Source organism: Chitinophaga fulva (genome assembly GCF_012927205.1).
GTDB lineage: Bacteria > Bacteroidota > Bacteroidia > Chitinophagales > Chitinophagaceae > Chitinophaga > Chitinophaga fulva.
In genome coordinates, this window is record NZ_JABBGC010000003.1 from 991,905 (window position 1) to 1,014,546 (window position 22,642).

General features: G+C 48.3%; 21 protein-coding genes. 12 read left to right on the forward strand and 9 right to left on the reverse strand.

The genetic code is table 11. From position 1 onward, the window contains the following. Positions 1 to 34: 34 nt before the first annotated feature. From HHL17_RS27355 to HHL17_RS27370, 4 genes are all read right to left on the reverse strand, one after another. The gene (locus HHL17_RS27355) at positions 35 to 511 is read right to left on the reverse strand and encodes an FKBP-type peptidyl-prolyl cis-trans isomerase (protein WP_169228010.1); all 477 of its coding nucleotides are present in this window, start codon (positions 509 to 511) and stop codon (positions 35 to 37) included. Between the two features lie 35 nt (positions 512 to 546). After that, positions 547 to 1,029 carry an FKBP-type peptidyl-prolyl cis-trans isomerase gene (locus HHL17_RS27360; protein WP_169228011.1) on the reverse strand — a complete coding sequence of 161 codons (483 nt, stop codon included), beginning with the start codon at positions 1,027 to 1,029 and terminating at the stop codon, positions 547 to 549. 124 nt (positions 1,030 to 1,153) lie between these two features. Continuing rightward, positions 1,154 to 2,791: a chaperonin GroEL gene (gene groL, locus HHL17_RS27365; RefSeq protein WP_169228012.1), complete on the reverse strand. Its 1,638-nt coding sequence runs from the start codon at positions 2,789 to 2,791 to the stop codon at positions 1,154 to 1,156. 55 nt (positions 2,792 to 2,846) lie between these two features. Further along, positions 2,847 to 3,128, reverse strand: a complete 282-nt coding sequence (locus tag HHL17_RS27370) for a co-chaperone GroES (RefSeq protein WP_078667864.1) — start codon at positions 3,126 to 3,128, stop codon at positions 2,847 to 2,849. A 354-nt stretch (positions 3,129 to 3,482) separates the two neighbouring features. Here HHL17_RS27370 and nusB point away from each other — a divergent pair, with 354 nt between their 5' ends. The 5 genes from nusB (at position 3,483) to HHL17_RS27395 (ending at position 6,305) form a co-directional block, all read left to right on the forward strand. After that, complete coding sequence (gene nusB, locus HHL17_RS27375) at positions 3,483 to 4,379, forward strand: transcription antitermination factor NusB (protein ID WP_240975975.1); 897 nt, start codon at positions 3,483 to 3,485, stop codon at positions 4,377 to 4,379. A 37-nt stretch (positions 4,380 to 4,416) separates the two neighbouring features. Then, positions 4,417 to 4,860 (forward strand): DUF1573 domain-containing protein, encoded by a 444-nt coding sequence (locus HHL17_RS27380; RefSeq protein ID WP_169228014.1) that lies wholly within the window; start codon positions 4,417 to 4,419, stop codon positions 4,858 to 4,860. Positions 4,861 to 4,897: 37 nt separating this feature from the next. Continuing rightward, positions 4,898 to 5,245 (forward strand): preprotein translocase subunit YajC, encoded by a 348-nt coding sequence (gene yajC / locus HHL17_RS27385; protein ID WP_240975976.1) that lies wholly within the window; start codon positions 4,898 to 4,900, stop codon positions 5,243 to 5,245. A 93-nt stretch (positions 5,246 to 5,338) separates the two neighbouring features. Beyond that, entirely contained in the window at positions 5,339 to 5,935 is a 597-nt protein-coding gene (gene coaE, locus HHL17_RS27390; RefSeq protein ID WP_169228016.1) for a dephospho-CoA kinase, read from the forward strand. A 70-nt stretch (positions 5,936 to 6,005) separates the two neighbouring features. Continuing rightward, positions 6,006 to 6,305, forward strand: a complete 300-nt coding sequence (locus HHL17_RS27395; protein ID WP_169228017.1) for a HesB/IscA family protein — start codon at positions 6,006 to 6,008, stop codon at positions 6,303 to 6,305. A 237-nt stretch (positions 6,306 to 6,542) separates the two neighbouring features. Here HHL17_RS27395 and secDF read toward each other — a convergent pair whose 3' ends face one another. Further along, complete coding sequence (secDF, locus tag HHL17_RS27400) at positions 6,543 to 9,722, reverse strand: protein translocase subunit SecDF (RefSeq protein ID WP_169228018.1); 3,180 nt, start codon at positions 9,720 to 9,722, stop codon at positions 6,543 to 6,545. A 216-nt stretch (positions 9,723 to 9,938) separates the two neighbouring features. On the opposite strand from secDF, the gene HHL17_RS27405 reads away from it, so the two are divergent. The 4 genes from HHL17_RS27405 (at position 9,939) to HHL17_RS27420 (ending at position 13,925) form a co-directional block, all read left to right on the forward strand. Beyond that, the gene (locus HHL17_RS27405) at positions 9,939 to 11,153 is read left to right on the forward strand and encodes a serine hydrolase (protein WP_169228019.1); all 1,215 of its coding nucleotides are present in this window, start codon (positions 9,939 to 9,941) and stop codon (positions 11,151 to 11,153) included. Between the two features lie 26 nt (positions 11,154 to 11,179). Continuing rightward, positions 11,180 to 11,908: a DUF4397 domain-containing protein gene (locus HHL17_RS27410; RefSeq protein WP_169228020.1), complete on the forward strand. Its 729-nt coding sequence runs from the start codon at positions 11,180 to 11,182 to the stop codon at positions 11,906 to 11,908. A 173-nt stretch (positions 11,909 to 12,081) separates the two neighbouring features. Beyond that, complete coding sequence (locus HHL17_RS27415; protein WP_169228021.1) at positions 12,082 to 13,275, forward strand: pyridoxal phosphate-dependent aminotransferase; 1,194 nt, start codon at positions 12,082 to 12,084, stop codon at positions 13,273 to 13,275. A gap of 128 nt (positions 13,276 to 13,403) precedes the next feature. Next, positions 13,404 to 13,925, forward strand: a complete 522-nt coding sequence (locus HHL17_RS27420) for a DUF7935 family protein (protein WP_169228022.1) — start codon at positions 13,404 to 13,406, stop codon at positions 13,923 to 13,925. Here HHL17_RS27420 and HHL17_RS27425 read toward each other — a convergent pair whose 3' ends face one another. Next, on the reverse strand, positions 13,926 to 14,903 hold the full coding sequence (locus HHL17_RS27425) for a M23 family metallopeptidase (protein ID WP_169228023.1): 978 nt from the start codon (positions 14,901 to 14,903) through the stop codon (positions 13,926 to 13,928). A gap of 22 nt (positions 14,904 to 14,925) precedes the next feature. Here HHL17_RS27425 and HHL17_RS27430 point away from each other — a divergent pair, with 22 nt between their 5' ends. Together HHL17_RS27430 and HHL17_RS27435 are read left to right on the forward strand one after the other, a co-directional pair. Next, complete coding sequence (locus tag HHL17_RS27430) at positions 14,926 to 16,476, forward strand: acyl-CoA mutase large subunit family protein (RefSeq protein ID WP_169228024.1); 1,551 nt, start codon at positions 14,926 to 14,928, stop codon at positions 16,474 to 16,476. 42 nt (positions 16,477 to 16,518) lie between these two features. Continuing rightward, complete coding sequence (locus HHL17_RS27435; protein ID WP_169228025.1) at positions 16,519 to 17,412, forward strand: class I SAM-dependent methyltransferase; 894 nt, start codon at positions 16,519 to 16,521, stop codon at positions 17,410 to 17,412. A 67-nt stretch (positions 17,413 to 17,479) separates the two neighbouring features. Here HHL17_RS27435 and HHL17_RS27440 read toward each other — a convergent pair whose 3' ends face one another. Continuing rightward, positions 17,480 to 19,648 carry a S46 family peptidase gene (locus HHL17_RS27440; RefSeq protein WP_240975977.1) on the reverse strand — a complete coding sequence of 723 codons (2,169 nt, stop codon included), beginning with the start codon at positions 19,646 to 19,648 and terminating at the stop codon, positions 17,480 to 17,482. 198 nt (positions 19,649 to 19,846) lie between these two features. Between HHL17_RS27440 and HHL17_RS27445 the strand changes: the two genes are divergently transcribed. Then, positions 19,847 to 20,596, forward strand: coding sequence for a sensor histidine kinase (locus HHL17_RS27445; protein ID WP_169228026.1), 750 nt, complete (start codon positions 19,847 to 19,849; stop codon positions 20,594 to 20,596). 67 nt (positions 20,597 to 20,663) lie between these two features. Here HHL17_RS27445 and HHL17_RS27450 read toward each other — a convergent pair whose 3' ends face one another. Further along, positions 20,664 to 21,485: a M57 family metalloprotease gene (locus tag HHL17_RS27450; protein ID WP_169228027.1), complete on the reverse strand. Its 822-nt coding sequence runs from the start codon at positions 21,483 to 21,485 to the stop codon at positions 20,664 to 20,666. Positions 21,486 to 21,758: 273 nt separating this feature from the next. Then, complete coding sequence (locus tag HHL17_RS27455) at positions 21,759 to 22,583, reverse strand: M57 family metalloprotease (protein WP_169228028.1); 825 nt, start codon at positions 22,581 to 22,583, stop codon at positions 21,759 to 21,761. Positions 22,584 to 22,642: the final 59 nt, after the last annotated feature.

A 22,642-nucleotide genomic window follows, 5' to 3' on the forward strand; every position in this document is an offset into this window, starting at 1 on the left:
AAAGGGCTGACCTGTTGGGGTCAGCCCGGGAGATTTATTTTTTAACGAGGTCTTTCAGTGTTACATCAAACAGCAGGACGGTGTTTGGTGCGATGCCTGGTCTTCCGCCGGGGCCGTATGCGTAGATAGAAGGCAGGAACAGTTTGATGCGTCCTCCTTTACCTATTTTGGGAATACCGATTTTCCAGCCATCGATCACGCCGTTCAGGTCGAAGCTGATGTTTTCGTTGCTGTCGAAAGATTTTCCGTCCAGGAAAGTACCGGCATATTTCACGGTCACGTTGCTGGCGACAGTAGGTTTGTTGGCCACGTCACCGCTGTCGATGATCTGCCAGAAGATACTGCGAGGATCGTGGGAAGCAGTGATATTGTTGGTTTTCAGATAATTGACAATAATAACGCTGTCAGCATCATACTGTGCTACCGCATCGTAAGCTGGCGTATTGTCCTTTTTGGAGCAGGCCGCCAGTAATGCCAGGCCTAACCCTCCCAGTAAAAAAACTTTCTTCATTCCGTTGATATTTGGATTTTATAGTTACACAAAAGTTATCTGATATCTACCAGTTCCACATCGGAGATGAGGATGGCATTGGGTGGAACGATATCCGGTACGCCAGGGGCGCCGAAACCGAGGTATGGCGGGATATACATGCGTATCCTGCCACCTTTGGAAATTTTACCCAGCCCTATCTGCCAGCCGGGGATATGATTTTTAAGTATCCTGTTATTAAAGTTGGTCACATCGAATGAGGCGTCTATAACAGTACCATCAATCAGTTTGTTGGTATAGTTGACAAAAGCAATGGAGGTTGGTTTCAGATAATGAATGCTGTCACCGGGATTATAGATGCGATAGTAAAGCCCGGAGGGGTCACGTATGGCAATTTCATTATGGGCAAAGAGATATTGTTGTATGCGGGTATCTGTTTCCGCCAGGGCCAGGGGCGGCATCTCATCTGCTTTTTTGGAGCAGGAGAGCATTGTTAATACCGGCAGGCAGGCCAGGGCTATTTTCAGCAATAACTTCATTCAGTGTTCATTAATTTAGTTACCAGGGGTATCTGTGTAACGCAATACCAGCGGTAAAGTTACAAGATAAAAAAACTCCTGCAGAAAGGTCTGCAGGAGTTTCTTTTTATGGTAATAAGACTGATTAGTAGTCCATGCCCATACCATGTCCACCACCTGGCATAGCAGGAGCAGCGGATTTAGGTTCGGGTTTGTCAGCGATTACGCATTCAGTAGTCAGCAGCATACCAGCGATGGAAGCAGCGTTTTCGAGTGCGATACGGCTAACTTTAGTTGGGTCGATAACACCGGCAGCCAGCATTTTTTCATATACTTCAGTGCGGGCGTTGAAACCAAAGTCACCTTTACCTTCTTTCACTTTCTGAACAACGATGGAACCTTCGATACCAGCGTTAGCAGTGATTTGACGGAGAGGTTCTTCGATAGCGCGTTTGATGATAGCGATACCGGTTTGTTCGTCGTTGTTTTCACCTTTCAGTTTTTCGAGAGCTTCGATAGCGCGGATATAAGCCACACCACCGCCGGGAACGATACCTTCTTCCACAGCAGCGCGGGTAGCGTGCAGGGCGTCGTCTACGCGGTCTTTTTTCTCTTTCATTTCCACTTCGGTAGCAGCACCTACGTACAGTACAGCCACACCACCGCTCAGTTTAGCGAGGCGTTCCTGCAGTTTTTCGCGGTCGTAGTCGGAAGTAGTTACTTCGATCTGCGCTTTGATCTGACCGATGCGGGCCTGGATGTCTTTTTTCTGGCCTTTACCACCTACAACGGTAGTATTGTCTTTATCGATGGTTACGGATTCAGCTTTACCCAGGTAAGTGAGGTCAGCATTTTCCAGTTTGTAACCTTGTTCTTCGCTGATAACGATACCACCGGTGAGGGTAGCGATGTCCTGCAGCATGTCTTTTCTTCTGTCGCCGAAGCCAGGAGCTTTTACAGCCGCTACTTTCAGGGTACCACGCAGTTTATTTACCACGAGGGTAGCCAGTGCTTCACCTTCCAGGTCTTCAGAGATGATCACCAGCGGAGCGCCCTGTTGAGCAACTTTTTCCAGGATGTGCAGGATATCCTTCATGGTGCTGATCTTTTTGTCGTAGATCAGGATGTAAGGGTTCTGCAGTTCAGCCTGCATTTTTTCGCTGTTGGTGATGAAGTAAGGAGACAGGTAACCGCGGTCGAACTGCATACCTTCTACTACTTCAACAGTAGTGTCGGTACCTTTCGCTTCTTCCACAGTGATCACACCGTCTTTGGTTACTTTCTTCATAGCTTCCGCGATCAGTTTACCGATTTCGGAGTCGTTGTTAGCGGAGATAGAAGCAACCTGTTCGATTTTTTTGTTGTCGTTACCAACTTTTTCGGACTGTTTTCTCAGGTTTTCAACGATAGCTTTAACAGCTTTGTCGATACCACGTTTCAGGTCCATTGGGTTAGCACCGGCAGCCACGTTTTTCAGGCCTTCGCCGATGATAGACTGTGCCAGAACGGTAGCAGTGGTAGTACCGTCACCAGCCAGGTCAGCGGTTTTGGAAGCAACTTCCTTCACCATCTGTGCGCCCATGTTTTCGATAGCGTCTTCCAGTTCAATTTCTTTCGCAACGGTAACACCGTCTTTCGTTACACCGGGAGCACCGAATTTCTTTTCGATTACCACGTTACGGCCTTTAGGACCGAGTGTTACTTTTACCGCATCAGCCAGGGTATCTACACCCTTTTTCATTCTGTTGCGAGCTTCTATATTGAAGAATAATTGTTTTGCCATAATGCTCTAGGATATTTAAAAGATTAGTTTTTACAATAACACAAACCGGCCGTTATTAAACGATGGCCAGGATATCGGATTCTCTCATGATCAGGTAATCTTCGCCATCGATCGGCAGTTCCTGACCAGAGTATTTGCCATACAATACAGTGTCACCTACTTTTACAGTCACCGGCTCGTCTTTTTTACCAGGACCGGCGGCTACCACGGTTCCTTTAACGGGTTTTTCTTTTGCAGTATCAGGGATGATGATACCACCTGCGGTTTTCTCTTCAGCGGCTGCAGGTTTTACGATGATCCTGTCAGCTAATGGTTTAATACTTAATTTCTTAGCCATAGTAGTTTTTATTTAAAGAAAGTAGTTTGAATTGTGATTGCTCATTGCCACGAGAATTATGCCAAGGCATTTTTATGGTCAAAATTGCAGATTGCAAATGTAATACAGGCTTTCATTACTGACAAATTATGACAGCCAGCAGGAAAAAATGACAGGCCGTCATTTGGATATTTAGACATTTTATTATTTTATCATCTGTTTCGTGACATTAATCTCATGTTTATCATGGGTTCCTCATCACCCAATATCCAAATGATCAATTGATCAAATATCCAAATTTTTGTCTAGTTTTGCGCCCTTATACCAGTTCTTTTTTATACGATGATCAGTAGAAGAAATATCCGGGTTAAAGTAATGCAGACACTTTACGCCCTGGAAACGATGGAGCAAAGCAATATTAAGCCGGGCACGGCCACAAGGCTTCTGAATGAGAAGCTGGACCAGACCTGCCAGATCTTTACCTACTTACTTTACTCAGTGGTACAGGTGGCACAATACGCGGAAACTGATGCTCAGACCCGTGCTTCCAAACACTTACCCTCTGCCGAGGACCTGCAGGTGAACACTAAAATCGCAGGTAATGAATTCATTTATCAGATAACAAACGACAAAGGCTTTCAGGTAAATCTGGAACAGTGGAAAATGCGCCAGCTGACAGATACTGACCTGACCAGAAAGCTTTATAATATACTGGCAGCTACCGACACCTACAAGGCCTACATTGCGGACGAAAGCCGCACCAAAGCCGGTGAAAAGGAGATGCTGGAATATATCTATAAGGAAATACTGGCCAAAAACGAACTGTTTGTCCAGCATATGGAAGATACTTTCCTGCACTGGAGCGATGACGAGGAAATGATGGGCATTCTGTTGGGCAACTATTTCAACAAACCGCACCTGTTCAACTTCCTGCAACTGATCAGCAAGGAAAAACTGGATTATGCACGGGAACTGTTACTGACGGTGATCGACAAAAAGGAATATTGCCTTGAGCTGATCAAACCCAAGTTGCAGAACTGGGACCCGGAGCGTATCGCGGCGGTAGACATGCTGCTGATGGAAATGGGCGTTTGTGAGTTCCTCTATTTCCCTACCATTCCGACCAAAGTGACCATCAACGAATACATCGATCTGGCCAAGGCGTACAGCACACCACAAAGCGGCCAGTTCATCAATGGTATCCTGGATAACATCCTGAAAGACCTTGAAAAAGAGTCGCTCGTACAAAAACAGGACCGTCCGAAAAAGTAAGTGGAAAGCAGTATTTTTAAGGCAAAACAACACCATTATGAAAACACTGCTCTGTTTCCTTACCTGTGGCACCCTCTTAATGGCTGCCTGTAATAACCAACCGGCAAAAGATAAAACCGCTGGTCAAGCTGCCGCTTCCGGCAATACTGCTGAAGCCGGTAAAGCATCAGATCTTTCTTTTGAAGAAAAGGTGCATAACTTTGGGGATATCACTCAGGGAGAAAAAGTGGAATATTCCTTTAAATTTACCAACACCGGCACCAGCCCACTGGTAATCGAGGATGCCATCTCCAGCTGTGGCTGCACAGTGCCTGAATGGCCCAAACAGCCCATCAAACCGGGAGAAACCGGCTTTATGAAGGTTATATTCGACAGTCATGGGAAATCCGGCTATACCGAAAAAGAGATATCCATCAAAACCAACCGGGAAGGTGGTTATCAGGTAGGCCCTAAGATCCAGTGTAATATCATTACAAAATAAAGCGCTGTATTAGGCAACTATTTAAATCAATTTATCGATGAACATCATGAACATTTTACTGATGGGACCGGCACAAGGTGGTGCACAAGGCGGTAGCCCAATGATCTCTATCCTGTTTTTTGGCGGTATGATCCTGATCATGTGGCTCTTTATGATCCGTCCGCAGACCAAGAAAGCCAAACAACAGAAACAATTCATTGACAACCTGAGAGAAGGTGATAAAATCGTGACCATTGCTGGCATCCACGGTAAAGTGAAAAAAATAAACGACAACAACACCCTGGTAATAGAAGTTAGTCCTGGTACCAGCTTCACCATCGAACGTTCTGCGATCAGCATGGAGTACACCTCCGCTCAACAGCAGAAACCGGCCGAAACCAAATAAGCATCAAACAAGACTGTATAAAAAATCCCGGCCATTACGTCCGGGATTTTTTTTATACTTAGCTTTCAATATTGACTCATTCATCTGGATTTTATGTTAAAGGTAGGCATCACCGGTGGTATCGGTTCCGGCAAAAGCACTGTCAGCAGAATATTTGAACTACTGGGCGTCCCGGTGTATTATGCGGACGAACGCGCCAAGGATATCCTGGTCCGCGACCAGGAGCTGGCCGCTGCCGTACGCCAGCATTTTGGCCCCGAAACCTATGATGCCAATGGTACACTCAACCGCAAATACCTTGGCAGCATTGTGTTCAACGACAAAGACAAACTGGCGTTGCTCAACTCCCTGGTGCATCCTGCCACTATCCGCGACTCTAATCTCTGGGCCAGTCAACAAAAAGCGCCCTATGTGCTGAAAGAGGCCGCGCTGTTGTTTGAATCCGAATCCTTCCATTATCTCGACAAAATCATCGGGGTATACGCTCCCCAGCCACTGCGTATCCTGCGGGTCATGAAACGCGACAACGCCACCCGGGAAGAAGTGCTGGCCCGTATCCACAAACAAATCGACGAAAAGATCAAAATGCGTTTGTCCGACTACGTTATCCAGAACGATGAACAGCAAATGGTCATCCCGCAGGTATTGGCCCTCCATGAACAGCTGCTGCAGCTGGCCGCCGCCACCTGAGGTTACCTCACGTATACCATCTCCCCTACTCCTGCGGCTTTTCCCTACCTTTGGGAAAAAATAAAAGCCCATGGCTACCACATTTACCGCCCCCCTGCAACTCACTGAAAACGCCACTGCCGTAGTAAAACAATTGCTGCAGGGCAACGTGGAAGCGCCTTATCTGCGCATTGGCGTAAAAGGCGGGGGATGCTCCGGCATGGCTTATATGCTGGGATTTGATGCCCTCGGGGAAGATGATGACCTGTTTGATATTGCCGGTATCCAGGTGATCATTAAGAAAGCACACGGCATGTACCTCGTAGGCCTGGAAGTGGATTACCAGGACCAGGACGATGTCCGGGGTTTTGTGTTCCGCAAACCGGAATAATTCGTTGCATTTCGTCCCCAGGGCTGAAGCCCTGGGCTACGATGTTCTTCAGGCGTGCTTATGCAGTAGTATTCTTATAAAAAGTGCTCCGGCGTGTTTATGCAGCATCAAACCTGCACTATATTCTCCAGACATGTCTATACAGCTTATGCTAATCACGAAAGCCTATTAATAAAAAAGCCTGCTATGTAACATAGCAGGCTTTTTTGTCAAACATATTTTTCAGCTATCGCTTACTTATTTGGTAGCAGGTGTTGCTTTCTTTTCAACAACAGCCACTGCGTCGCTTTCGTTGGACAGCTGGTTTTTCTTGTCAAAGTCAACCAGTACCGGTGCAGCCACGAAGATGGAAGAGTAGGTACCAGTGAGAACGCCGATCAGCATAGCGAAGGCGAAACCGCGGGTTACTTCACCACCGAAGATGAACAGTACCAGGATGGTCAGGAATACCGTGAGGGACGTCATAATGGTACGGCTCAGGGTATCGTTGATCGCTTTGTTGATCACGGTATCTCTGTCTCTACCATGTACGCCGGTTTTGAAGTACTCACGGATACGGTCGAACACGATCACGGTATCGTTCATGGAGAAGCCGATTACAGTGAGGATCGCCGCGATGAAGTGCTGGTCGATTTCCAGGGTGAAAGGAACGATGTCTTTACACCAGGAGAATACAGCCAGTGTGAGCAATACGTCGTGCAGCAGGGAGAAGATAGTACCGATAGAGTACTGCCATTTGCTGAAACGGATCAGGATGTACACAAAAATCACAAGGAGGGACAGTATGGTCGCTTTTACTGCACCGGCGCGCAAGTCGTCGGAGATAGTAGGCGATACCGTCTGAGAACCAACCACATAACGGGAATTGAACACGTCCTGTGTAACGCTCGCTTCGTAGTATGGTTTCAGGCCATGATACAGTTTGGTGATCACTTCCTGATCAACCGCCAGGCTCTGCTGCTCAATTTTATAAGCAGTAGTAATGCTCAGCTGATTGGTGTTACCAATAGTTTTTACGAATACTTCACCATCAAATTCTTTCTTCAGCACATCGGCCACTTCCTGCCTGTTCATTGATTTTTCAAAGCGAACAGTGAAGCTACGGCCACCGGAGAAATCAATACCGTGGTCGAAACCATGGAAGAAGGAGGTGATACCACCTACTGCCACGACAGCAGATATGATGTAAGCGTATTTACGTTTGCCAACGAAGTCGAAGGCAGCATGTTTGAAGATTTTCTTAGAGATCGGTGTGAAATACTCAAAGTGTCTTTTCTTGTTAGTCCACCAATCAGTGATCATACGGGATACGAGGATACCGCAGAACAGGGACAGGAGCAAACCGATGATCTGGGTGGTAGCAAAGCCGAGAACCGGGCCCAGACCGAAGTAGAACAGGATGCACGCCGTGAGCAGGGACGTAACGTGACCATCGAGTACAGGTGCATAAGAGCGTTTGTAACCGAGAGAGATCGCGTCCGGATAGCTCTTGCCATGCGTCAGCTCGTCCTTGATCCTTTCAAAGATAATTACGTTGGTGTCCACAGCCATACCGATGGTCAGTACCAGACCGGCGATGCCCGCCATGGTAAGGGTAGCTCCGAGGGAGGCCAGGATACCGAAGGTAAACAGCAGGTTGAGTACCAGTGCGATGTTGGCAACCCAGCCGGCGCTGTTATAATATACCAGCATCAGCACGAAGATGATCACGAAGGAGATCATGAAGGATTTAGCACCGGCGGCAATGGATTCAGCGCCGAGGGTAGGTCCTACGATCTGTTCCTGTACGATGCGTGCAGGTGCAGGCATTTTACCGGACTTCAGGATATTGGCCAGGTCATTGGCTTCTTCCATGGTAAAGCTACCGCTGATAGAAGAACGACCACCGGCGATTTCGCCCTGGATGGAAGGAGCAGAGTAAACGATATTATCGAGAACGATCGCAACGAAGTTCAGGGTGGAAGGATCTTTCGGGTTGGCAGGGGCCAGTTCGCCGGTCAGTTTTTTCCACTCGTGCGCACCTACGTTGTCCATCGTCATGCTGATTTCCGGCTGGTTGTCCGGGCCAACGTCCTGACGGGCGTCAACGATCCTTTCGCCGCCTACACGGGGTGCAGGGTTAGCAGGATTTACTTTCAGCGCGTAGATGGCCAGCGGGCCATGTTTGTCTTCCTTATTTTCCGGACCGAAAGCAAATACTGCGTCTTTAGGCAGGATAGCCTGAACAGCCGGCATCTGCAGGTAGTGGCGGAAAGTAGCGGTATCCTTAGGCAGGATACGGCCGATAGAAGAGCTGGGGACCAGGGTACCAGACTGCGGATCGAGCATCGGGATCATGATCGCGAACAGCGGATTTTGTTTGCGTTGTTCAGCGAAGAGTTGTTCCTGAGATGCTTTAGCAGAGTCTTTTACGCCTTTTCCGGTATCTTTTTTAGCCAGGTAGTCGCTCAGTTTACCTTCCTTGCTGGTATCAGCAGGGTTAGCTTTGGCATCAGCAGCGGCGGTGGCTTTAGATGAATCGGTAGTAGCAGGAGTAGCTGCTTTAGCACCGCTTTGTGCATTCCTGATGGCTTCGTTCATCGGGTTCAGCACGTTCTGGAAGAATTCAGGGCTGTTTTTGTAAACCTCACGGAATTCCAGGTTGGCGGTAGCCTGCAGGTATTTGCGTACACGTTCAGCGTTGTCCACACCGGCCAGTTCCACAGAGATCAGGCCTTTATTTTCATCGAGGCTGATGTTTGGTTGGGCCACACCGAATTTATCGATACGTTTTTGCAGTACGATATAGGTGTTTTTGATAGCGGCATGAGATTCTTTGCGGATCATGTCCAGCACCTGCTGGTTAGAAGAGTTGAAGTTGATGTCCTTCTGGTACGCGTTAGCAAAGATGGTAGCCAGACGGCCCTGAGGAGCAACTTCAGCGTATGTTTGCCCGAACAAAGTAACAAAATCAGTCTGGTTGGTATTTTTGCGTTGTTCAGCCAGTTCCAGCGCTTTGTTGAATGCGGGGTCCTTGGATTGACCGGCGAGGGCGCGGATCACATCTTCCACGCTCACTTCCAGTACTACGTTCATACCACCTACCAGGTCGAGGCCCAGATTCAGTTCTTTCTCTTTAGCCTTGGTGTAGGTAACGTACCATGGAAACCCTGCAATCTGTTTATTGCTGGTGCTGTCCACGATCTCTTGTCTTCTTTGTTTGGTGAATCCTTTCAGCGTGTCAGAATAGAAGGCCTGCAGTTCTTTGCTACCTGGATATTTCTGTTCAGGTGTAGGGAATTGTTTGGCTACATCGGTCTCGGCCTGCCGCTCTATCTTCTTCTCATAGTTCCGCACCAAAAACGTGAAGGACAGTTGATACAAAGAGATAAGGATCAGTGCGATGGCAAAAAATCTTACCAGTCCTTTTAGTTGCATGTTGTTTGTTTCGGGTTTATAATAAAAAAATTTTAAGAGTTGCAAAGATAGAATTTAAATTGATATATTAAAGCCCTTGTTAAAAGAGGCGCAAAATCAATATGCGATTGACTTTACGGGCTTTGTGACATACATTTTTCTAAATCCGCGATTCTGGTTTTTTCCTGTTTTTAGGAATATTTCTTTGCTTTACAATCAGTTAATACCGACAAATATATGCAAACCCACCATTATCCGGCAACAGATAATTTCCCTGAGGCGTTGCTAAAAAGTCGAAAAGCCGCTGTGGCCAAGGTATTCAGGGATGCCGCCGCTCACCGGCTGCAGCTTATTTACACCCGGATTGACCGGGATGCTCAGCAAAGGCCTCAATTTACTGATTTTCGCTTTGGCATAGGGCGGGGCTGGTACTGTTATCCGGCATCCACTGTAAAGCTCCCCACCGCCATCCTGGCGCTGGAGAAGCTGAATGACCTGCAGATTCCGGGGCTTGACCGGCAAACGGCCATGTTCACCCGGCCATTGCCCGGTATTAATCCGGGCGTCCAGCATGATTATTCAGCGGCCGGCAAGCTACCATCCATCTCGCATTATATCAAAAAAATTTTTCTGGTCAGCGATAACGACGCCTACAACCGGCTGTATGAGTTCCTTGGGCAGGAGCCGCTCAACCGGCGCCTGTGGGAACTGGGGTACACCGGCACCCAAATCCGGCACCGGGTGGGGCTGCCGCTGCATATGGCCGCCAATATGCATACCAACGGGGTATATTTCCGGGCCGGCCGGCAGCTGGTGTATGACCAGCCAGACCAGCGCAGCAACCTCGTGTTCCCTCTCCGACAGGACTTTGCCGGCAAACATCATATCGACCACCGGGGGCGCTTCGAAAACGGCCCGATGGACTTCTCGCACCGGAACAGGTTACCGCTCAACGAACTCCACCAGATGATGCGGCAGGTATTTTTCCCGAGAACTGTAACAAATCCATTTCGGTTCCGTTTAACGGAAAATGACTACAATTTTTTGTATCGTTGTATGTCTCAATACCCGGAAGAATCAACAAGTCCGGTGTATGATACAGGACAATACCATCCAGCATATGTGAAGTTCCTGCTTTTTGGCGGCCAGAAAGCAACCCAGATACCAGAGCATATCAGGATTTTTAACAAACCGGGATGGGCTTATGGATTTTTGACGGATACGGCTTATATCGTGGACTATGCCAATCATGTAGAGTTTCTGCTCTCTGCCAGCCTGCTGGTAAATACACATGGTCCGCTTGGTGAAGACCAGGAAGCTTTTGAAACAATCGGGAAACCATTTCTAAAAGCACTGGGAGAACTGATATATGAAGAGGAACTACAACGGAAAAAAATGTATCAACCAAACCTGGACTGTTTCAGGGTACATCAAGGAACACAAATTTTATAAACACCATACTAAAAAACTGTGAGCTAATGCTGATCAAAAAAAATCGTGTTTGGGCGGTAGCCGCCCTGCTGGGAGGAGTAATCGGATTTTCATCCTGTCTGAAACAAAGCGACCCCACGCCACAAAGGATGAACTATACCGGGGCGATCATCAACGGCGCCTGGCTCCCGTCCAGCCTGGACATCTTTAACAACGGCGTTAAAATGAACACCAGTGCGGCCTACAAGACTGCCGCCTCCGCTCCTTTCCTGGACCTGCCGGGGATACACACGTTCTCTTTCCGGAACCTGAATGGCACCGGTCTGGATTCTGTTACCCAACAGTTTGATTCCCTCAAGTACTATACCGTCATTACCTACAACGATGGCAATAAAAAATTCGTGGCTCAGCGGATCCCGGAAGATTTCTCTTCGCTGTCCAACGCGAAAGTGAATTTCCGTTTCCTGAACCTCAGCCCCAACGCAGGCCCGGTAGATCTGTACATCAATGCCAAAAAAGTACTGGACAACCAGCCTTTCCAGATCAACGGCGCATGGAATGCCGCAGATCCGTTTAACAACAGCGTTGAATATTATGTAACACTGCCTGGTCAAACCACTCCGCTGGTAAAAGGCACTTCCCGCGTGACTGCCGGTTCCACACAGGTATCGTTCCAGGCGGGATATGCTTACACTATTTACCTGGCAGGCGCTAAAGACAGCACTGGTGACAACAAACTGCAGTTGTACTACCTGTCACATACTTCCAACTACTAAAATTTTAGAATTTTTTGATTTACGGATTTTTTGATTTCGTAAACCGATATAAGAGAAGACCGAAGCAGATTGTTATCGCTTCGGTTTTTTTATTCGCTCAATCAAAAAATCCCTAAATCACGAAATCCCTGAATTTTTATGTAGGTTTGTTCCGGTCAATCCAATGTTTAGATATGAATCAACTAGCAGAAAGGCTGTCACGGATTTCCGAGCCGCAAACCATTAAAATGGCCAAACTTGGCCGAGAGCTGAGAGCACAGGGAATAGACATCGTAGACCTGAGTATTGGAGAACCTGATTTTGATACGCCGGAACACATCCGGGAAGCTGCCAAAAAGGCGATAGATGACGGCTTTACCCACTATACACCGGTAGCCGGATATGCTGAAGTAAGACAGGCAGTCGTACACAAATTGAAACGCGATAACGGTCTTGACTATACGCCAGAACAAATTGTGGTGACTACCGGGGCTAAACAAAGCCTTGCCAACGTCGTGCTGAGCATCGTCAATCCTGGTGATGAGGTGATCATCCCTACTCCTTACTGGGTTACCTATTCTGAACAGGTAGCGCTTTGCCAAGGCACCGTGGTATTTGTTCCCAGCACCATTGAGAACAACTATAAGATTACGCCCGAACAGCTGGAAGCGGCCATTACGCCTAGAACCAGGCTGTTTATGTTCTCCTCCCCCTGCAATCCCACTGGTTCTGTTTATTCAAAAGAAGAACTGGAAGGGCTTGCAGCAGTATTTGCCAAACATCCGCAGATCTTCATCATTTCTGATGAGATCTATGAATATATCAACTATGTAGGGAAACATGAGAGCATTGCGCAGTTTCCCGGCATGAAAGAACGCACCATCGTCATCAACGGCCTCAGCAAAGGTTTTGCGATGACCGGCTGGCGCCTGGGCTATCTGGCTGCTCCCCTCGAGATTGCCAAAGCCTGCGATAAAATCCAGAGCCAATTCACTTCTGCCACCTGCTCTATTACGCAACGGGCAGCTATTACAGCCCTCACCGGCGAGTTGACTACCGCCGAGGCGATGGTGGCTGAGTTCAAAAAACGCCGTGCTTATATCCATGAAGCGCTGCAAACTATTCCCGGACTGAAAGTGAATGATCCGGAAGGTGCCTTCTACATGTTCCCGGACATCAGTGCGTTTTTCAACAAGTCATTTGAAGATTCCCATATTAAGAATGCGGACGACCTCTGCATGTACCTGCTGCATAAAGCGCATGTGTCTGTAGTTACCGGCGTTGCTTTCCAGCAGCCGGACTGCATCCGCCTGTCTTATGCCACCAGCATGACCAACCTGGAGAAAGGTGTGGCGAGGCTGAAGGAATGGCTGGGCAAACTGAAATAACAATTACGAATTACGAATGGAGGGCGTCTTTTAAACAAGTCCTCCATTCGTAATTTATATAATGACGTACGTCATTGACAATTCGCAATTATTTTATATATATTTGCTGTTCAAAACGTTCCGATAAGATGAATTCCCAACAGCTCTTGTATGTGGCGCTGGCGATTGGCGTAATTGCCATTTTGTATATGACCGTCCGTGATATGTTTAAGAAGAAAACCGTGGCTCCTGCCCCGGAAGCACAGCCGCAGGCGGTAAACCCTGCTGTACTGCCTTTGCAGTTACAAGCCTATGAAAGAATGGCACTGTATGTAGACCGCATTACTCCTCAAAGCCTGATTGGCCGCATTTATCAGCCCGGCCTTACTGCGGTGGACATGCAGATTTCCATGGTGCAGAGCATCAAAGCAGAGTACGAGCACAACATCACCCAACAGATTTACGTAAGCTCTATGGCCTGGGAAGCAGTGAAAACACTGAAGGAACAGACGATCTCTGTTATCAACCAGATAGCGATGCAACTGCCACAGGATGCGCCGGCACTGGAACTGAACCGTCAGTTGCTGGAAGTATTTATGCAGGCAGGTGAATCTCCTGCTGAACTGACGGCGCAGATCATCAACGCAGAGGCTAAAAGGCTGATGCGATAACTATTTCCTGCTGATCACTTCATTCAGCAGGTATCCTCTTCCATCAAACAACATGTAAAGCGGCGGCGCCTTATACCAGGGAACGCCCGCCTGACGGACATGTGCCTGGATATGCAGGTGTGGCTCCGTGCTGAAGCCGGAGTTGCCCACACATCCGAGCGCCTGCCCTTTTTTTACGTATTGCCCTTCGTGTACTACCACGCTGTTCATTTTCAGGTGGCCGGCGAAAAAGTAACAATCGGCCCCTTCCAGCAGCACCTGGTTGGTGTTCTTCGGGCCTCTGTCCATATTGGGCGGGATATTGTCGGGGTTATCACCATATGCCCTGCGTACTATACCCTCGCAGGGAGCATATACCGTATCATTAAAAATCCAGTAGTCGTCCAGTTTACGGGAGAAAACGCTGGCGGCGCGGCAGCCGCGGTTGTCCAGCTTCACGATGTCCATCGCATAGATGGCCCCGCGGAGGCTGAAATGAAACAGGTTGGTCGGAAGTCCTTTCCCACCCTGCAATACAAAATAACGGCCTGATTTCAGCGGAAAAGCCAGGTTCACCGTACGCGGCGAGCCTGTTGTTCCGGTAAAGTAGAACAGTGTAGTCAGCAGGAACAGCCCTGTCAGCGCCAGGTTGGTAATTCTTTTCCAGGCAGGCAGCGCGGCCGTACTGCGCTTACGCCCGAAAGGCAGCCACATCACGAACAACACCAGCAGCACGCCAAAAACATATTTAGCATAAATCGACAGGTACACCCAGGTGCCATAGAGGTAAAGGAACGCTCCCAGTGACAGTCCCAGCAGCAAAGTCGTATAAGAGCGGGACAGTGGCCGGTGACCGGCCCGGAACAACAAATAGAGGCTATAGAGTGCCAATGCGAGGGTAATACATAGTAACAACCAGATGATCATAACAAAGCCGTACTTTCCTGCAAATATCAATATTTTTCCCGGCGGCGAAGTACCATAATAATTATGTAACATTGCAACGCTAGTTACAACAACCATGGAAAAGATCATTCAAACCGACTCCGGTATTACCATTGACCCGCTGTACACCCAGCCGGTACCGATGAACGAACAGCCTGGCGTTTTCCCGTTCACACGCGGTATCCATGCCACTATGTACCGCGACAAACTGTGGACCATGCGGCAGTATGCCGGTTTCAGCACTGCGGAAGAATCCAACAAAAGATACCATTACCTGTTGAGCCAGGGCGTAATGGGCCTCAGCGTAGCATTTGACCTTCCCACCCAGATCGGGTACGACTCAGACCATGCCATGTCTGAGGGTGAAGTGGGTAAAGTAGGCGTAGCCATTGACTCACTCGATGATATGGAGATTCTTTTCAAAGGTATTTCACTGGAACAAATCTCCACCTCCATGACCATCAACGCCACCGGGTTCATCCTGTTGGCGCTGTACATTGCCCTCGCTAAAAAACAGGGCGCCGATCTGAAAAAGATTTCCGGCACCATCCAGAATGATATCCTGAAGGAATATGCCGCACGCGGTACATTCATTTATCCGCCTAAGCCTTCCATGCGCCTCATCACCGATATATTCGACTATTGCAGCCGGGAAGTGCCCAAGTGGAACACCATCTCCATTTCCGGTTACCATATCCGGGAGGCCGGCGCCAATGCCGTACAGGAGCTGGCGTTTACCCTTTCTAACGGTAAAGCCTATCTGAAGGCCGCGCTGGAAAAAGGGCTCGACATCAACGTATTTGCCAAAAGACTTTCCTTCTTTTTTAATGCACATAACCATCTCTTTGAAGAAGTAGCCAAATTCCGCGCTGCGCGCAGGATGTGGGCCGCCATCACTAAAGAGCTGGGCGCTACCGATCCCAAAGCACAGATGCTGCGTTTCCATACACAGACAGGCGGCAGTACCCTCACCGCCCAACAGCCGCACAACAACATTGTGCGGGTAGCTGTGCAAACACTCGCTGCTACGATGGGCGGCACACAGTCACTTCATACCAATGGCTACGACGAAGCCCTCTCCCTCCCTACGGAAGAAGCGGCCCGTATCGCGCTGCGCACACAGCAGATCATTGGTTATGAAAGCGGCGTGGCAGACACGGTAGATCCGCTGGCAGGCTCTTATTATGTGGAAGCCCTGACCAACGAAGTAGAAAACAAAGCCTGGGACCTTATCCATAAAATAGACGCCATGGGCGGCGCTGTCAGCGCTATTGAACAGGGTTTCGTACAGGATGAAATCGCGCGAAGCGCTTATCAATATCAACAACAGGTGGAAAACAATGAAAAAGTTATTGTGGGCGTCAACAAATTTGTGGCAGCCGACAATCAACCACCGGAAGTATTCCGCATTGATGACAGTATCCGCCAGATGCAGTCAGACCGCCTGCAGGCGCTGCGTGCCCGTCGTGACAATGAAGTTGCCGCTCAATGCCTGCAACGTATCCGTGAAGCCGCGCAAACCACCGAAAACCTGATGCCGCTGGTAGTAACTGCTGTAGAGAGTTATTGTACCCTGGGAGAGATAGCCGATGCACTCCGTCAGGTATGGGGAGAATATAAAGCTTAAAGAAATTACGAATTAGATATTTATTTTTGGGGCCTAAAAAATTTGAACTTGATTTATCATCATAGCTGTCCGCTTTGTGGGTCATCTCAAATCCACGAAGCACTTACCGCTAAAGACTACACTGTATCCAAAGAAACATTTTCCATATTCCATTGTGGAGGTTGTGGTGGCCGTTTTACCCAAAATGTGCCCGACAGCCAGCATATCGGCCGATATTATCAATCACAGGAGTATATTTCGCACTCTGAAACCAAACAGGGGCTGATCAACCGTTTATACCACAGCGTACGCAAAATCACGCTGCGTTCCAAACAGAATTGGGTACGTTCTGCCGCCGGTATGAAGCAGGGCAACCTGCTGGATATTGGCTGTGGCACCGGCGCTTTCCTGCACTACATGCAAGTTGGCGGATGGACCGTTACCGGTCTGGAACCGGATGAAAATGCCCGGCACAATGCCAAAACACTGTACAACATAGATCCGCTTCCCATAGACCAGCTTTTTAAATTGCCTGCGCAACAGTATGATGCCATCACCATGTGGCATGTGCTGGAGCATGTGCATGAGCTGCATGCCTATCTGGACCGTATCCGCCACCTGCTGAAGCCAGGAGGCGCCCTACTGATAGCGGTGCCTAATTATACCTCTTCCGACGCAGACCACTATGGAAAATACTGGGCCGCCTATGATGTGCCCCGTCACCTCTACCACTTCTCTCCTGCTTCCATGGAACAGTTGCTGCAGCAGCATCAGATCAAACTGATCAAAAAACACCCGATGGTATTCGATGGTTTTTATGTGAGCCTGTTGAGCGAGAAATATAAAACCGGTAAAAGCCGCCTGTTCGCAGGTTTCTTCCATGGCTTCCGCTCTTATCGCAAAGGACTGAAAACTGTGGACCAATGCAGCTCCATCGTATATGAATGTAAGTTATAGACCTGTCAGATAAAAAAATCCCGCATTGTTAGTCACAATGCGGGATTTTTTTATGGGTAAAAGGTGATTACTTCACCAGTTTCATTTCATCTACCAGGCGGGTACAACCTGCATATTTATCAACGATAAACAACACGTACCGGATATCCACCATGATATTGCGGCAGATAGACGGATCATAGTTGATATCGCTCATGGTGCCTTCCCAGGTACGGTCGAAGTTGAGTCCAATCAGGTGACCATTGGCGTCCAGTGCAGGGCTTCCGGAATTGCCACCGGTAGTATGGTTGCTGGCAATAAAACATACCGGCATTTTACCATTCACACCATAACGGCCATAGTCTTTGTTCTTATACAGTTCAATCAGTTTTGCCGGCACATCAAATTCATAATCACCGGGCACATATTTTTCCATTACCCCGTCGAGGTAGGTATAGAAGTCGTAATGAACGGCATCGCGGGGATTGTATCCGTCCACTTTACCGTAAGTAACGCGCAGCGTACTGTTGGCATCAGGATAAAAGCGTTTTTTACCTGCCATTACATCCATCTGTGCCTGCATGTAAGTGCGCTGGAGGTTATTGATGTTGTTTTGCAGATCGTTGACCGGTTTGCTGACATTGTCCACAAAACCTTTGCGCATAGCCATGATGAGACGGGTACCCGGGTCTTTCCACATCTGGGCTACTACAGCGTTATAAGGCTGTTGTACAAATGCCTTGAGTTTCTCCGGCGACGTAAGTGCTGAGGCGGCATATACCTTATCAGCAAGCGTGCGGCTGTCGTTGTTGCTCTCTGCGCAGATCTGTGCATATTCAGCTCCGGCATATTGTTTCGGTACACCTTTCGCGTATATCTCCAGCAGTCTCACGCTCACATCGTGGTCTACCTGTGCATTGTAGTTTTTATAGAACGGCTGCATCGACTCCAGGAATTGCTGGCGCAGCGTTTCATACTGTCCCTCTCCTTTGTCGCGCACTTCCCCGAGGAAGCTGATCAGGCGGTCGCCTGCGGTGAACAGCTCCACGTTTCTCACCAGTTCGCTGTAGTAGTCGCGGGTTTGGGCGTAAGGGCGTATGCGGCGGTACATCTCATTCAGTGAATCCAATACTCCGCTGTACTGTACTTTCAGTTCCGGGTTGGCCGTATTCAGCAGTTCGCGGTAAGTAGCCTCATACTGTTCTTTTTTATCGATGCCGTGTGTTTGTTTGACACCCAGCATTTCGCCTTTCCATTTTTTCCAGGCGTTGGCGGTATTGGCATATTTGGCAGCGTACTGGATTTTGATCTGTTCATCTTTGCGCATATAGCCGTCGAGCACTTCGAGGGCAGCGTCGCGCATGCCTACCTTGGCAGGGCCCAGTGCTTCCACGGTGAGTTTTACCGCTTCAGAGGGCAGGTATTCGTTGGTACGGCCGGGGAAACCGAGTACCATGGTAAAGTCGTTTTGTTTCACGCCTTTCAGTGATACCGGCAGAAAATATTTGGGTGACAGGGGCACGTTATCCAGTGAATAAGGCGCAGGACGACCGTCTTTGCCGGCATAGATGCGGAACATGGAGAAATCACCGGTATGACGGGGCCATACCCAGTTATCCGTGTCAGAGCCAAATTTGCCGATAGCAGAGGGCGGTGTACCAACGAGGCGTACATCGTTGAACGTTTCCGTTACAAACAGGAAGTACTGGTTGCCTTCATAAAAAGGTTTGATCATGGTTTCCTGCCAGGATTCCCTACGGGCATTCTGGCGGATTTCGTGCAGGCGTTTATCGATGGCCGACTGACGCTCGCGCTCGCTCATTCCTGGTTTAACGTCCTGCAGGGCGGCTTTGGTCACATCATCGATACGGACGATGAAAGTAACGAAGAGGCCTGGGTTGGGCAGTTCTTCTGTTGCCGTTTTAGCCCAGAAGCCTTTTTCCAGAAAGTTGTTTTGCAGAGAGGAGTGTTTTTGGATGGACTCATAACCGCAGTGGTGGTTGGTGAGGATCAGTCCCTGGGAAGAGATGACCTCCGCCGTACAGAAGCCGCCGAAGCTAACGATGGCATCTTTCAGGCTTCCCTTGTTGATATTATAAATATCCGACGCAGTGATTTTCATCCCCATCCCTTTCATCTCTTTCTCATTGAGGCCGGACAGCAGTTGAGGTAACCACATCCCCTCCGTGGCATAAGTCAGCTGAGCAAACAGCAGGAGTACTGCTATCATCAGCGGCTTCACGATTCGTTGCAACATATCTGATATTCTTTTTATAGAACCGGCAATTTACTACAATTCGGGGAGGCACGGAAGGATAAACCTGCGTTTCTGCGGATTCATCGACATAAAGGCGGTATTGACAGAGATGCGGTGCGCCAAACAGGGGAATTGGCGCATATTGGAGCCAATTCCGAATATCTGTTGAGCATGTTCCGGTCAAAATTAATGGTCATAATGCTGCATATCACCGGTTGGGCGATATGTATGAGCCTTCCGTTGCTTTTTGTTCGGGGGCAATACTGGTACAATCATGTGCTGGCCGTGGTACTGTCGGTGGTATTAAGTGTGGCGATTGAAGTCACTTGTCACCGGTGGCGGTTATCAGAGCAGGCGCTGCATAGCAAGGCCCTCAAAGCGGCTGCGGAATTATCTTTCCTGAAATCACAGTTGCAACCGCACTTTCTTTTTAATACGCTCAACAACATCTATTCGCTGGCTATGTCTCAACATGAGTATACCGCCGCCAGTATTCTCAAATTATCCAACATGATGCGGTATGCCACTACTGATACCGGCCATGATTATGTTTTATTACAACGGGAAATAGAATGTATCCACGATTATATTGACCTGCAGCAGTTAAGGCTTACCTCGCGAACGAAGGTGAGGTTTTCAGTGTCCGGCAACCCGGGCATTAAATGTATAGCCCCCATGTTGTTACTACCGTTCCTGGAAAATGCCTTCGAGCGTGGTGTCAGCAATCAGGAAGCTTCCGACATTGTAGTGCATTTGCAGGCTACCGATAAATGTATCCGTTTTTATTGCAGTAACAGGCACTTTCCGGTAACAATGGATGAAGGGCCGGGAGCAGTGGACATACGTCATGCGCGGGAGCGGCTGCAACAACTGTATCCTCACCGGCATCAGTTACAGATACGGGATGACAACGGTGTGCATGTAGTAAAGCTCTCGCTGGATATTTAGTTATTGGATGGCTATACAACTGAGCGTTGCGGCCATCCAATAACTAAATATTAAAATAATCAGATGACTAGTGGTAGAGGTAATTTAAAGCAATGATATCATTGGCATTAAATGTACGGTTACCACCATTGGAGCAGGCCAGCATCCAGGAGTTTGCATCCGGACCGGAAGGAGTGCCGGGGATTTGGACTGCGCCAACGCCACCATCACCTTCGTTTATAGCAGAACCACCGCAGCTATATGCACGGTTCATATAGTCCGTGTGACGCATACCGATACAGTGACCAATTTCATGCTGGATCACAGATCCTACATAAAGAACGTTGGGGTTGGAACCATAGGCGTACTGGTTGGTGTTCATTTTAACGGTAGGGTAAGGATTACCGCCACTTGGGAAACCGGAAGAGCCGAGGGTAATGTAACCACCGCTGGGGCCCTGGTTGAAGCCCTGCAAGGTGATATTGGGCGTACCGCTGGTAATGCGCCGGAAGGTGATACGCAGACCCAGCCTGTTATAGCGGGCAATAGCCGTATCAGTACCAGCGACAAATGCAGCACCCAAACCGGTTACTTTTACAGTAATAACACGGGGTAATGCAGACACCAGGTTGTTGGTACGATATTGTTCATCATTGGCAATGCGCAAAGTAGGAGTACCGACTTTCTCCCGCAGTTGTTGTTCAGTCAACAGGATATCTCCTTCCACGAGATAACCGTCATCTGTTTTTTGTACGTTGTCAGTGCTGAAGCCACTGGCTTTGATTTGCGCCAGTACATCACTGGAAACAGGGTTGGGTTGTGACGCCTGTTGTTTGTCATTTTTGTTACACGAAGAAATCATTACACCTGCGGCCAGACAGGCAATTACGGCAAACATTTGTTTTTTCATCAGTTCGGGTTTTGGTTTAGAAAAGAAAAAAAGGGTTCCCTTCCGACTGCCTGAATGCAGTCGGTATATAAATGGTTTCACCACAAAAAAGGAGTACTTATCTGCAGCGCAATACTACCGTCGGAAGTGGGTAATGCTACTGACAAACAACAAATCTCATGGTGTTACACATCCGGAAAAAACGGGTTTTCAGTGCTCTTCTTTAGCAGACATATTACAGCACAGCCATCTCTGTTTCAGACAACGGCATGCAGTTTCAATGCCTGGTTGTCATTAGTGGTAGAGGTAATTTAAAGCAATGATATCATTAGCATTAAAGGTACGGTTGCCACCATTGGAGCAGGACAGCATCCAGGAGTTTGCATCCGGACCGGTAGGGGTACCTGGGATATATACAGCACCAACGCCGCCATCACCTTCGTTTACAGCAGAACCACCACAGCTGTATGCACGGTTCATATAGTCTGTATGGCGCATACCGATACAGTGACCAATTTCATGCTGGATCACAGATCCTACATAAAGAACGTTGGGGTTAGAACCATAAGCATACTGGTTGGTGTTCATCTTAATGGTGCCATAAGGATTACCAGAGCTGGTGGGGAAACCGGAAGAACCGAGGGTGATATAACCACCGCTGGGGCCCTGATTGAAGCCTTTAATGGTAATGGTAGGCGTTCCGGTGGTAATGCGCTGGAAGGTAATACGCAATCCCAGTCTGTTGTAACGGGCTATAGCCGTATCAGTACCTGCGATAAAAGCGGTGCCGAGATTAGTAACTTTAATTGTAATAACGCGGGGCAACGCAGAAACGAGGTTATTGGTACGATACTGTTCATCGTTGGCAATACGTAAAGTAGGAGTGCCAACTTTTTCCTTCAGCTGTTCGGAAGTCAACAGGATATCCCCTTCCACGAGATAGCCATCTTCTGTTTTTTGTACATTGTCGGTACTGAAGCCATTGGCTTTGATTTGCGCCAGGACTTCATCAGATACAGGGTTGGGTTGTGATTCCTGTTGTTTGTCGTTTTTGTTACACGAAGAAATCATTACACCTGCGGCCAGACAGGCAATTACGGCGAGCATTTGTTTTTTCATCAGTTCGGATTTTGGTTTAAAAAAGAAAAAATATTTCCCTTCCGGCTGATTTGATACAG